The organism is Streptomyces sp. SDT5-1 (genome assembly GCF_052245995.1).
In the GTDB taxonomy this organism is placed as follows: domain Bacteria; phylum Actinomycetota; class Actinomycetes; order Streptomycetales; family Streptomycetaceae; genus Streptomyces.
In genome coordinates this window covers 7242976-7255420 of the sequence record NZ_CM125963.1, presented here as the reverse complement: position 1 = coordinate 7255420, position 12445 = coordinate 7242976, and the positions used below count along the sequence as shown (strand labels likewise).

Below are 12445 nucleotides of genomic sequence, written 5' to 3'. Positions count from 1 at the left end.
CCTTCGGCTCCCGGTGACGGGAGTCGGAGGCCGTGCCGCGTCACTGCTTGACCGGAGTGTTCCCTCGCATGGCGAAGTGTGCAGAGCACTGTTCGTCGGAGCGGTCGTCGGCGTTCCAGACGCAGATCCACATGGTGTGGCCTCCGACCGGGATGAAGTTGGTCTTCTCGGCGCCCCAGGACGCGCTGAACGTGTACGCGATGCCGTCGCTGCGGTGGAGCGCCGCGCCGCAGCTCTGGTTCAGGGAGGTGTTCAGTACGCCCGCGAGCTCGCCGGAGCCGTTGTCGTCGAGCCAGGCGGAGCAGGTGGCGTTGTCGCCGACCCAGGAGGTGTCCGCCTCGGAGCCCTCTACCTGCGCGGGGTCGTCGTGGCCGTTGATGCCGCTGATCGACGACGAGGTGACGCGCGGGGCGGCGGCCGGGGGCGCGGCCGTCGCGGTGGGGCGGGAGGGTGCGCGCGTGCCGGACTCGCTCGGCTCGGCGTTGTCGGTGGGTGTGCCGGTCGGCGCGGCCGGGGGCCGGGACCGGTGCCCGGACTTCGGGGTGGGCGAGGTCGAGCGGCTCGGGGTGGCGGAGGGCTTGCGGGAGGCCTCGACCCCGGCCACGGTCTCTCCGGCGGACGGGGACGCGTCGTCGTCACGGCGGTCGTCGGACGGCATGAGGACGAACGCCGCGGCGGCCCCGAGGGCGGCGACCACCACCGCGGCAGCCAGGGCCATCCGGCGGGTTCGTGAGCGGCGAGGTGAGGGCACCGTCGACTCGCCGGGCGACGGCTCGGCGCCCGGTTCCGGCTCGGCGTCCGCCGGCGGCACCGTCTCCATCTTGCTCACCGGTGTCGCCGCGAAGTCACGTCGCGCGGCGATGCGTGCCATCACCTCGGAGGGCCAGACGGGCGGCGGAACGGAGAGGTGTGCGCGGGCCGACTCCGCCAACTCTCTTGCGATGGGCCGGTCTTCGGGATCGTTCGCGAGGCACGACGCCACGACGGTCGCGAGGTCCGTGTCCACGGCGCGCAGCGGCTCGGCGTCGGGCACCACGCCGGGCGTGCGGCCCGACGCCGCGTAGAGCACCAGCGCCCCGAGCGCGTAGACGTCCGCGGGCGCGCCCACGTTCTCGTCCCCCGCCTGCTGTTCCGGCGCCGAGAACCCCTGCGTGCCGTAACTGCCGCCGGACTTGGTGAGTCGCGCCTGGTCCGCGGCGCGTGCGATGCCGAAGTCGATCAGCTGCACGCCGTCGCGCACCAGCATGACGTTGCCCGGCTTGATGTCCCGGTGCACGACCTGGAGGGCGTGCACGGCCGACAGATGACCGGCCGCCTCCGCGAGCAGCAGCCACAGGGCGTCCGCGGGCAGCGGGCCGCGCAGCCTGACCGCCTCGTCGACCGTGAGCCCGGGAACGTACTCGGTGGCGAACCAGGGGCGCTCAGCCGTGCCGTCGCTCGCGAGCACTCGCGGGCTCACACCGGGCGGCACTCGGTAGAGGATGCCGACCTCGCGCTCGAACCGCTCGCCCGCGACCAGCCGCGCCCTGACCCGCTTCACGGCAGCGTAGCCCCTGTCGGACGCTCCGAGGTAGACCTCGCCCATGCCGCCGACGCCGAGCAGACCGATGAGGGTGAAGCTGCCGATCTCCTGCGGATCGTCCGCGCCGAGCGGCTCGGCGATCACGCCATCCATCATCAAAGGTCCCCCGACCGCTCACGCCCAGGCGGGCAGGCTATCGATCAAGTCGGGGCGAGGCAACACAAGTTGGGGGCGCACGGCGACACGCCCCCGCGCGCGCTCCCCCGTGCCGGGCACGCGCATACGCATCCGCGTCGGGGACCGGTCCCCGGCACGCGTCCATACACTGACGCGAGCCGAGCCGGAGGTACGCGACATGGTGTACGGAAACTTTCCCCCGCAGATACTGCCGCCGGGCAGCCCCTCCGACCGGGTGCCGTCGGCGCCGCCGGGGACGATCTTCGTCCTGGGCCCGGAGGGCGGGTACGCCGTGCCGCCGCGCCGGTACACGCTGCTTTTCGGGCGCGACCGCGAGGACGTGCACGTACCGGTCGGGGTCGACGACCCGACCGTCAGCCGTCGGCACGGGGTGTTCACGTGCACGGCCGCGGACGGCGACTGGTGGCTGGTCAACACGGGCAATCTGCCGATCGAGCTGCCCGACGGCGTGCTGATGCTCACCGGCCACAAGCGGCTCATCGAGTCCGGCTACACCCCGCTGGTGATCAACTCGTCCAAGCGGCGTTCCCATCTCGTCGAGGTGCGCGTCGTCGACGAGGACGACAGCAACCCGCGCTCCGCCGGCGACGCGGAGACCGTGGACCCCGAGACGGTCTACGAACTCGCCCCGCAGGAACGGCTGGTGCTCACCGCGCTCGCCCGCCGCTACCTCGAAGGCCACGACGCCTTCCCGCTCCCGCTGGCCTGGGAGGACACGGCCCGGCTCGCCAACTCGTCGCCGTACGCGACGAAGTCCTGGACCCACAAGTCGGTGGCGAACACGGTCGAGGACGTCCGCGAGCGGCTGCACCGCCGAGGCGTGCGCGGGCTGCTGCGCGACGAGGTCGGCGAGCCGGTCGGCTCGACGCTCAGCGTCAACCTGATCAGGGAACTGCTGAAGACGGCGACGCTGAGCGCCCAGGACCTGGAGCTGCTGGACGACAACTCCTGAGCGAGGTCACGGGACGCGCCCCGGCCGACGATCGTGGATCGTCGGCCGGGGCGCTTTCCGTTCCTCAGCACTGCGCCTCTGGCTCCGTGTTGTACGTGACGTTCATGGTGCCGGATTCGAGCGCGAAGACGGCTGCCTGGTCCTGCGCCGAACTCTGCTGCCTGACCTGTGAGTCGGGGTCGGACTGAGGCTTGGGCTGCGCGTTCGTCACGTTGTTGTTGTCGCCTACGATGACGGTTCCGGAGACGTCCCCCATGTGGATGTCACCGTTGCTGGATTCCGTGGGCATGGTCGGCCTTTCTCGGTGGGGTCGGCGAGGTCGGTAGGGAGGTCAGGCGCCGCAGTCGGACTCGAGGCTGTCGGCCGCCGCGTTCATCGCCGCGGCCTGGCCCGACGGGTCGACCTGGGAGTTCTGCGGGTTGTTCTGGTACGACCGGTACATGCCCTCCAGTTGCTGAGTGGCCGTCAACATGTCCTGGAGGTCCGCCGCTACGGACGTGTCCTCTGCCTCTCCGATGGCCTCCTGCAGCGTGGACTCCACGGCCTGCAGGTCGCTGATGACGGTGCCGACCTGCGAGCGGAGCGTGCTGTCGTCGGGCACCACCGACGAGGCGCCCGAGTTGTAGGCGTTCATGGCGCTGTTGTACGAGTCGACGGAGTCGGCCGCCACGGACGAGTCGGTGGAGTACCGCTGGAGCTCCGACGACAGCTCGGAGATCACGGTCTCGCAGACGGGGTCGACGCTCGGCGAGGGTTCGGCGGGCGGGTCGTCGTACGCGGGCACGGTGTCGTCGTCCGTCGAGACACCACCGTCGTCCGGGGTCGGCGTCACGGCGTAACTCGATGCCGCGACCGGCGACGGCTCCGGTCGGTCCTCGTTCGCGTAGACAACGGCGCCCACGCCCACCACAGCCGCGAAGCCGATCGCGCAGGCCACGGCGAGTGCCGACGCCCCGCCCTTGGCGCCCGCCGCACCGGCGACGGCCGCCGAGTGGCCCGTGCTCGCCGCGGGCGCCGAGTGCGCGGCGGACGAGTGCGCCGAGGAGAGGTCGATGCGCGGGGGCGTGGGGGTGGTCGAGGGTGCGGCGGCGGAGTGGACGGCGGCGTGCGGTTGTGCGGAGGCCCCGGACAGGTCGATCACCGGTCGCGGCGCGTGGGCGGCGGCGGCCGTGTGACCGGTTGCCGCATGACCGGAAGCCGTGGTGGCGGCCGTATGGCCGGGGGCCGCCGCGGTGGTGGCCGCATGGCCCGGCGCCGCCGCGGCGGAAGTGGACGTGGAAGCGGTCGCGGACGTGGTGGCTGCCGAGTGGCCCAGCGCCGCCGTGTGCCCCGCGCCATGCGCAGCCCCGTGCGCCGCCCCCTGCGCCGACGCGGACGACAGCACACCACTGGCCGCCTGCGGCGCCGATTGCGCGGACAGGGCGGTGAGTTCATGCCACAGCACCCCCGCCTCGAGCGCCAGGGCCGTCGTCTGAGCGGCCCTCGTGATCACCTTCCGACGGGTGCGCGCCTGGCGCAGGAAGAACTCCTCGCCCTCCTCGTCCCCCGCGCTCCTCGCCGCGGCCCAGCCGACGCCGAGCAGGCTGCCCCATGCGTCGAACTGCCGGGACAGGGCCAGTTTCGGCGACGCGGCCCTGGCCAGCGCCACGCCGAGGGCCGCGTGCCCGTTCCGCTCGGCGCGCAGCACGGCGACGTCCAGAGCCTGGAAGTGTGCCGCGACGTCGTCCGGTGTGGTCTCACGCGCCTCGACCCACGAGGTGAGGGTCCGGCAGAGCCGGTCCGCGGGGAACTCCGTGCCGCGCAGGGTGAGCGCGCACTCGGCGACGTCCGGCGGACAGCTGTACCCGGTCTCCGACGCGAGCAGCAGACCGTGTCGTACGAGACCGTCGGCGAGCGCCTCGGTGTCCGTTCTGCCGAGCAGTTCGTCCAGGTGCCGGGGTGCCAGCTCGGCGCCCGACAGCGAACCGAGCAGGTACAGCAGGTCGCGTTCCTCCGGCTCGACCTTGTTCAGCAGCGCCGGCAGGAGTTCGGGCAGGTCGGCGATGCCGGGCAGGCCCTTGCCGGGCATCGCGGCGGACAGGGCGATGCGTCGCAGCCGGAGCGGGTTGCCTTCGACGGCGTCGCACAGCGCGTCCACGACCGGCACCTCGTCGGCGCGCAGTTCGCGGGCGAGCAGCGCCGCCACCAGTTGCGCCGCGGCCGGCGATGCCAGGCCCTTCAACTGGACGGCGTGCACCCCCTCGGCGGCGGACCGCTGCCGTGCGGTGAAGACGAACGTGGACCGGGCGGCGGTGTCGACGAGCCGCCGCAGTTCCGTGTCGTCGAGGCACACGTCGTCGAGGTAGACCCGCAGCCGCAGTGTCTTCAGGTGTTCCTTCATCACCTCCCACGACGGCTTGTAGTTCGGCGCGTCGAAGCTGATGTCGAAGATGGCCTGCGCGATGTCGTCGGCGGTACGTCCCCCGGCCTCGACGTATGCGGCGCCGTCCGGCCCGTGCGCGACGGTGCACGCGAGGTGCCGCAGCAGCGCGCTCTTGCCGACCCCCGGATCGCCCCAGATCTGCACCAACTGCCGCGCCTCGATGGCCTGTTGCAGGTCTCGGGTGTCGCGTTCGCGTCCGACGAGCGGTTCCGCTGCGGGCCGCGGCAGCTGGGCGATCGACGCGCGCTTGACGGGGGCGGGCAGCGGTCCCCCGTGCACGGTGACGGCCGCTCCGGCCTCGGCGGTGATCCTCAGGTGGCTCACGGTGTTGTGGTCGCCCACCACCATCGTTCCCGACACGTCGCCGGCCCTGATCCGCCCGGAGCCGTCCCGGGCACCACTGTTCTCCGACATGTGCTTTCCCTCGTTCTCTCTCGCGCCGTGGTCCCGGCACTTGGGCAGGCTGGCGCCGCCGCGTGGCGCAGACCCGGTGCTTTTACGTATTCGGCTCGATCGCCGGTGATCAGTCGGGCGCGGACCCCGCCGTGCGGGCGATCCGGGCGAGGTGGTCGAGGTCGAGGATGGTGACCCTGCGGTAGCCGGTGACGACCGCGCCGGACTCCCGCAGCGCCCGCAGCGCTTTGTGGACCGACGACTCGGCGGCGCCGACCAGCGTGGCCATCTCCGGTTGCGTCAGCGGGAGTTGCGCCTCGGGTGCACCCGGACGCCCGTAGGTCACGGCGAGGTGGTGCAGGATCCTGGCCAGCCGCCCGAGCACGTCGCATCCGGTGAAGTCGACGATCCGGCCGGTGGCGGTGCGCAGCTTGGCCACGACGCTCGCGCTGAGCGCGAGTCCGATGGCGGGGTGCTGTTTCGTGCACTCCAGCAGCTCGGAGCGGAGTATGTAGCGGGCCAGCACCCGACCGCACGCGGTCACGGTTCCCACGCGCGGCTGGCCGTCGAGCCCGGCGAACTCCCCGACCAGGTCACCCGCCATCCGTACGGCCAGCAGCGCGTCCCGGCCGTCCTGCGCGTGCGCGGTGACCTTGACCATGCCGCCGAGCAGCAGCAGCGCGAAGTCCGACGTGTCCGCCTCGCGGATGGTGATCTGCCCCGCCGGATAGGACACACCGTGGCCGAGCCGCATGAGGATGTCGCGGTCGGCCTCGTCGACCCGGCCGAGCAACCCGGCCGGCGGCCAGTAGGCCGCTGCCCCACGAAGACGCGTGCCGCTCATCGCCCCACCCATCTCTCTTCCCCGTGCGGCGGAAACCGCACAAGCCGTATTAGTAGCGGTTCTGCCCGGGGACCCCTCCCCTACGGTCTCGTCAATCATCTTGTCCACACCGGGCGCCCCGGACGCCCCGGATGCCACGAACTCCATGGACTTCACGAGCTCCACGGGCTCCCGGGCACCCGGACCACCGAGGACGACAGCGACTCGCGGAGGAACAGTGATGGCGAGATACGAATACCGAGCCCTGCTGTCGTTCGACATCGCCGGCTCGGCGAACCGCGGCGAACTGCGGCTCCAGGAGATCCGCGGAGCGCTGCGCACCGCGCTGACCGACGCACTCGACGCGGGCGGCGGACCGGGCGCACGAGACTTCACCCACGTCGACACGGGTGACGGCTGCCTGCTCGTCGCCCCGCCCCTGCTGCCCAAGGCGGCGCTGCTGACCCCGCTGCTCCCGGAGCTCGCCGCCCGCATCCGTGGGCACAACCGGCGGGCGACGCCCGGGACACGGCTACGGGTGCGGGCCGCCATCCACGCCGGGGAGATCCGGCTCGACCCGGACGGCACCGTCTCCGGCGCCCCCTTCGAGGCACTGGCCCGACTGCTCGACTCCGCACCGCTCCGCGAGGCGGTCAAGGCCGGCACCGAAGGCGCCCCGGTGGCGGCGATCCTGTCACCCCACTTCTACGAGGAGACGGTCGGGCACGGGCACGAGGGTCTTGACGCCGACGCCTTCACCGCCGTCGACGTACGGGTCAAGGAGTACGCCGCACAGGCGTGGCTCTGGTACCCGGGAAGCCCCGTCGGACCGCGCTCCGGGGAGAACACCGGCTCGGACCATCAACCCGCCGACCCCCTGCCGGGCACCGTGGAGCAGTTCGTCCAGGCCACGGGACACGGCACGGCCTTCGCCGTGCACCGCGGCAACCAGTACATCCGCCACGACGACCGAGGGTGAGACACCCACTGATGAACGAGGAACTCGCCGCACTGGCCGCGAGCGGCGCCACCGCCCTGGTCGGCGCCATGGGCACCGACCTCTGGCAGGAGGCGCGCAGGCTCGTGACCCGGCTGCTCGCACGGGCCCGCGGCAGCCGCAACGACGAACTGACCACCGCCCTGGACCGGGCGTCGACCACCGCGAGGGGAGTGGTCGACGCCCGGACCGTGGCGTACTGGACCGAGGCTCTCTCTCAACTCCTGTACGACAACCCGGAGTTCGCGGCCGATGTGACGACCCTGGCCGCGCTGCGCGGCCAGGAAAGGCCGGACGCCATGATCCAGGTCAACTCCGCCACCGGTTCGGGCGAGGTGTTCGCCGTGCAGCGCGGCTCTCAGCACTTCGCCTCGGGGCCCAACTCCCGTACCGGCCAAGGAGAATGGCCATGAGCCGGCACGACGGACGCCGTGGTGTCCTCATGGACGGACGGCTGCGGACGGTGCTGTTCGTGGCCGTGCTGATCGGCGCCTTCTTCGAAATCAGCGCGCCGCACCCGCGGTTCGGGCCTCTGGTGGACGCGTTCGCCCTCACGGCCGTGGGCGTGATCGGCGCGGCGGCCGCCCTAGGCTTCGAGCCCGCTCCGACCCCGGCCCGGCATCGCGAGCCGCAGGACCGTGAACCCCACCCCAGTACGACGGCTCCGATCTGCCGTTACGCCCCCGGGCCCGCCGCCGCGCCCCAGCCCCCGAAGCCCCGGCCGTTCCTCCGCGAGCGGCCGACGGACCTGAGCGTCCCCCGCTTCGGCGACGGCGCCCGCGCGCAGGGCTACCGCTGGCTGCTGCCGGACCGCACCGTGCAGAACGGGATCGCCGCCGACGAGGCCACCATCGGCGCCTTCACGCTCCGCGCGGCCTCCGTCGTCGGACCAGGACACCGCTGCGCCCAGCCCGCCGAACCGCGCCAGGACTCGTACCGGATCGGTCGCAGCCACGACAGCCGGTACGCGATCGTGGCCGTTGCCGACGGACTGTCCAGCGCGGCCCGTTCCGACGCCGGAGCCACCACGGCCTCCAGCCAGGCCGTCACCCTGCTGCGCGACCAACTGGACGCGGGAGGAGGGATCGACGGACTCGACGCCAAGGAGCTGTACGGGCGGATCGCGCAGTCGATCGCCGCGCACGCCACCGGCCGCGGCGTCGACACCTCGCTCCTGGCCACCGTGCTCATCACCGCGGTGATCGAGGAGCCGGACGCGAACGGTGTCGCGCGGGCGTGGGTCGGATGGCTCGGCGACAGTTCGGCCTGGACCCTCGAACCACACGTACCGCAGTGGCAGTTCACCGCCGGCGAGGCCAAGGACCGGGCGTCCGCCGTGGTCTCGAACGAGGTCGCAGGACGCCTGCCCGACACACCTCAACTCACCAGGGACCACTGCGTCACGCTGACCCCGGGCAGCGCCCTCGCCCTGGTCACCGACGGCATGGGCGACGCGTGGGCGGACCCGGCGGGCAACGTCAACGAGTACTTCGCGAACGCCTGGCGCTCGCCGGTCCCGGCCACCCGCTTCATCGCCGACGTCGGCTTCGACGCGCCGCAGTGCCTGGACGACAGGACCGCGGTCGTGCTCTGGAACGGGGGCGCGGCATGACCGGATCACCCCTCGCCGACGGCTCCTCCGGCAACGGCACGGCCGCCGACCCGCGCGGCTGGACGCTGCCCAGGGCCGTGAGCCTCGGCGATCTCGGCCGACTGGCCGCGCCGATCTCGGAGCACAACGGCCAGGCCGTCGCGGTACGGCCGCTGGCGGACCACCCCGGCTGGCTGGCCAAGCTCTACAAGGCCGACCAGCATCCCGACGACGCCGGGCGACTCGACCTGCTGATCTCGGCGCCCGACACACTGCCGGAGGCGGACCGTACGCTCCTGTACGAAGGCTCGTGCTGGCCCGCGGCCCGCATCCAGGAGCCGGGCAACGCGGCCGTCGGCTGCGTGATCCCGATGGCGCCCGAGCACTTCCGCGGCGAACTGCGGCGCGGCGCGTTCAGCGAGCGCCGCTTCGTGGAGATCGACTGGCTGGCGAAGTCGGACGAGTCGATCCGCGGGATCGGCCTGCCGTCGCCGGGCGCCGAGGGCAGGCTGTCCGCCTGCCGCCAACTGACCCACCTGGCCGCCATCTTGGAGACACTCGACCTGGTCTACTCGGACTGGTCGTTCTCCAACGCGTTCTGGAGCCCTGCCCGGCGCTCGGTCTACCTGATCGACGTGGACGGCTGCCAGCCGCAGAAGATGCCCGACATCCACCAGCCGAACTGGGCCGACCCGCTCACCCCGCAGGGCACCGACGCGGACACATACACCGACCGGTACCGACTCGGACTGCTCATCGCCAAGTGCATGACCGGCCTGCGCGACGCGCGCGCCTTCCACGAGGTCGCGGCCTCCCCCTGGCAGAACGGGCCCGCCGTGTCCGACGTCCTGCTCGACATGCTGCTCGCGACGGACCGCGAGCGACGCCCGTCGGCCGCGCAGCTGCACCAGGCGCTGAACGACGGCCCGTACCTGCGGGCCACACCACGCCCGGCACGTACCGAGCTGCCGCCACTGCCGAAGCAGCCGCCGGCCCCGAAGCCGTCGGCCCCGCGCTCCTCGCCCGACACCTGCAAGCCGGCGCAGACACCATCGCCCGAGTCCACGGCTCCCGGGCAGAGCCCCGAGCAGAGCACGGACTCCGCCTGGATCGTCGTCGCCGTCATCGCGGTGATCCTGCTGATCTTGATCATCGCCAACCACTAGCCCAGAGGTGCACCATGTCACTCTGCCTGCCGACCTACGTCGTGATCGACGCGTCGTCGTCCATGAAGCCGCACGAGGCGGTGCTCAACGCGACCCTGTCCCGCCTGCACTACAACCTGGCGACCAACCCCCGTGTCTCGGAGTTCGCCCGGGTCTGCGTGGTCGCCTTCTCCACCGACGTGCACGTGGTGATCCCGATGGCGGACATGGAGCAGGTCCCCGCGATGCCCGAGGTGATCTGCGGCGGGCGCACGGAGTACGGCAAGACCTTCGACCGGATTCGGGAGTGCATCGAACAGGACGTCAGCGGCCTGCGGATGCAGAACCTCGACGTGCTGCGGCCGACCGTCTTCTTCCTGACCGACGGCAGCCCGACCGACGCGCACTGGCGCGACTCCTTCCGCAAGCTCGTCGACCGGGACTGGCCGCGCCACCCGCACGTGATCGCGTACGGCTTCGGCAACGCGAAGCGCGACGTCCTCGAACAGGTGGCCACGAAGGCGCTGTTCATCGCCGACGGCTCGGACACGGAGTCCGCGCTGAGCGCCGCGATCACCGGGCTGCTCAACACCCTGATCGCCTCGTCGAAGACCGGCCGCATGCAGATCGCCACGGACGTCCAGGGCTTCAACTACGTCGAGGTGGCGCAGGAGTACGTGGACTGATGCCCACCACCGACCCGCGCCCCGCCGCCCCGTCCCGGCACCACCGCGCATCCGCCACCCTGACCGCCCTGGCCACGGCCCTCCTCATCTGCGGCGCGGCGACGGAGGCCACGGGCCACCTCCTGCCCTCCCCGGCCAGTGGCACGCCGGGCACCCCTGCCACCCCACCCCCGTCCACATCCGAAAAGCCCCACGACCCCCGCCCCCACACCTCACACCCTCACCCCCCGAGCCACACTCCCCGGTCGTCACCGACGTCCGTGCCGCCCAGCGCTACGCCACCCGTGTCCCCACTTCCGACGCACCCCGCGCCGCCTCTGCCAGGGCACGCACCGTGACCCGTACCGAGGGGCGCCGGGAGCTCTCGGGTCGCCATATCGCGTAGATGCGGCGCGTCATCCGGCGGAGACCAGGGCGAGTTGGGTGGGGTGCTCGGTCACCGAGTGCACGATGCGGGGTTCCGCTCCCTGTTCACGCTGCTGGTGGCCGTGAGCGTACTGCCGGGCGAGCGCCCCGATCGCAACCGTCTGGCCGGTATGGGCTGCGGCTTCCTGGGCGTGCTCGTCGTCTTCGGCATCTGGAACGGCGTCAGCGCGGGTTACCCGCTCGGCGCCGGTCTCGCCCTGGGCGCGTCGCGGAGACCGCCTCGCTCGTCGTCCTCGGGGCGATGGGCACGGGCATCGCGTTCCTCATCCAGTACGGCCTCGTCCGCGACGCCGGGGCGACCGTGGCCTCGATGGTCACCTACCTCGTCCCCGTCATCTCCACCGTGGCCGGCGTCGCGATCCTCGGCGAAGACCTGAAGTGGCACCAGCCGGTCGGCGCGGTGGTCATCCTCCTGGGCGCGGCACTTTCGCAGCGCACCAGCACTCGTTCCGAGTGATTCTCGCCGCGTCGCTCGGTGGACATCTGCTGCGCGAGAAATCCATGTGTCCGGCAGGAACAGCGCCGTGGGCCGCGGTCAACGGGAGCGCTCCCGGCATGCGGGCGGGCGTTCATGGCCCACGGCAGGTGCAGACTGTGCCCGCCGGAACCGGCACAACGGCTGTGCGCGTCCCGGAGCTTGAGCCGCACCGTTCACCCGAGCCGTTCTTTGACGCACGAGGAGCCCCCATGCACCAGACACCCCAACGACGGATCGCCCTGCGAGCGGCAGTAGCGACGGTGGTGGTCGTGTTCGCCGTGGGGTGTTCGGCGAGCGTGGGGGCGAGGAATGTGGGCAAGGAGGAGGTCGCCGAGAAGGCGTCGGCGGCGCTCGGCAAGAAGATCGGGCGTGAGCCCGACCGCATTGTCTGCGAGGACGATCTCAAGGCCGAGGTGGGGGCGACCGTGCGGTGTCAACTCACCGACGGTGGCGGGAAGCTGGGCATGACGGTCACCGCGAAGTCCGTCGACGGTGGCAAGGTCAACATGGACTTCAAGGTCGACGACGCCCCGGAGGCCACCGACGCCCCGAGCGCCGGGGCCGTGAGCAGGGTCGAGGTGGCCCGGCAGGGCAAGGCCGCCCTGACGGAGCAGGTCGGCAAGGAGCCCGACGCCTTCTCGTGCCCCGAGGATCTCCCGGCCGAGGTCGGCGCCGTCGTCCGCTGCCGACTGACCTCGGAGGGCAAGCAGTACGGGGTGACCGTCACCGCGAAATCGCTCCTCGGCGGACGGGTCAGCATGGACTTCAAGGTCGACGAGCGCGCGGGCGGCTGACCCCGATCCCGTTACTCC

The 12445-nt window shown here is 72.1% G+C and carries 12 protein-coding genes; 8 read left to right on the top strand and 4 right to left on the bottom strand.

Annotated elements, in window-relative coordinates; translation table 11 throughout:
• Positions 1-40 precede the first annotated feature (40 nt).
• On the bottom strand, positions 41-1675 hold the full coding sequence (locus ACTWJ8_RS33275; protein WP_443265077.1) for a serine/threonine-protein kinase: 1635 nt from the start codon (positions 1673-1675) through the stop codon (positions 41-43).
• A 202-nt stretch (positions 1676-1877) separates the two neighbouring features.
• Here ACTWJ8_RS33275 and ACTWJ8_RS33270 point away from each other — a divergent pair, with 202 nt between their 5' ends.
• Entirely contained in the window at positions 1878-2672 is a 795-nt protein-coding gene (locus tag ACTWJ8_RS33270; protein ID WP_443261263.1) for an FHA domain-containing protein, read from the top strand.
• 64 nt (positions 2673-2736) lie between these two features.
• Here the strand turns inward: ACTWJ8_RS33270 and ACTWJ8_RS33265 are convergent, their stop codons facing one another.
• From ACTWJ8_RS33265 to ACTWJ8_RS33255, 3 genes are all read right to left on the bottom strand, one after another.
• Positions 2737-2961, bottom strand: coding sequence for a hypothetical protein (locus ACTWJ8_RS33265; protein WP_443261261.1), 225 nt, complete (start codon positions 2959-2961; stop codon positions 2737-2739).
• Between the two features lie 42 nt (positions 2962-3003).
• A complete protein-coding gene (locus ACTWJ8_RS33260; RefSeq protein WP_443261260.1) occupies positions 3004-5508 on the bottom strand; it encodes a hypothetical protein in 2505 nt (834 codons plus the stop codon).
• A 109-nt stretch (positions 5509-5617) separates the two neighbouring features.
• Positions 5618-6331 carry a Crp/Fnr family transcriptional regulator gene (locus ACTWJ8_RS33255; protein WP_356373548.1) on the bottom strand — a complete coding sequence of 238 codons (714 nt, stop codon included), beginning with the start codon at positions 6329-6331 and terminating at the stop codon, positions 5618-5620.
• A 220-nt stretch (positions 6332-6551) separates the two neighbouring features.
• On the opposite strand from ACTWJ8_RS33255, the gene ACTWJ8_RS33250 reads away from it, so the two are divergent.
• From ACTWJ8_RS33250 to ACTWJ8_RS33220, 7 genes are all read left to right on the top strand, one after another.
• The gene (locus ACTWJ8_RS33250) at positions 6552-7289 is read left to right on the top strand and encodes a hypothetical protein (RefSeq protein WP_443261259.1); all 738 of its coding nucleotides are present in this window, start codon (positions 6552-6554) and stop codon (positions 7287-7289) included.
• Between the two features lie 11 nt (positions 7290-7300).
• The gene (locus ACTWJ8_RS33245) at positions 7301-7720 is read left to right on the top strand and encodes a hypothetical protein (protein ID WP_356373550.1); all 420 of its coding nucleotides are present in this window, start codon (positions 7301-7303) and stop codon (positions 7718-7720) included.
• The gene (locus tag ACTWJ8_RS33240; RefSeq protein ID WP_443261258.1) at positions 7717-8919 is read left to right on the top strand and encodes a protein phosphatase 2C domain-containing protein; all 1203 of its coding nucleotides are present in this window, start codon (positions 7717-7719) and stop codon (positions 8917-8919) included. The genes ACTWJ8_RS33245 and ACTWJ8_RS33240 overlap by 4 nt, the downstream gene beginning before the upstream one ends.
• Positions 8916-10064 carry a hypothetical protein gene (locus tag ACTWJ8_RS33235; RefSeq protein WP_443261257.1) on the top strand — a complete coding sequence of 383 codons (1149 nt, stop codon included), beginning with the start codon at positions 8916-8918 and terminating at the stop codon, positions 10062-10064. The genes ACTWJ8_RS33240 and ACTWJ8_RS33235 overlap by 4 nt, the downstream gene beginning before the upstream one ends.
• A gap of 14 nt (positions 10065-10078) precedes the next feature.
• Positions 10079-10729, top strand: coding sequence for a vWA domain-containing protein (locus ACTWJ8_RS33230; RefSeq protein ID WP_356373553.1), 651 nt, complete (start codon positions 10079-10081; stop codon positions 10727-10729).
• 385 nt (positions 10730-11114) lie between these two features.
• Positions 11115-11612, top strand: a complete 498-nt coding sequence (locus tag ACTWJ8_RS33225; protein ID WP_443261256.1) for a DMT family transporter — start codon at positions 11115-11117, stop codon at positions 11610-11612.
• Between the two features lie 230 nt (positions 11613-11842).
• Complete coding sequence (locus tag ACTWJ8_RS33220) at positions 11843-12427, top strand: DUF4333 domain-containing protein (RefSeq protein WP_443261255.1); 585 nt, start codon at positions 11843-11845, stop codon at positions 12425-12427.
• Positions 12428-12445: the final 18 nt, after the last annotated feature.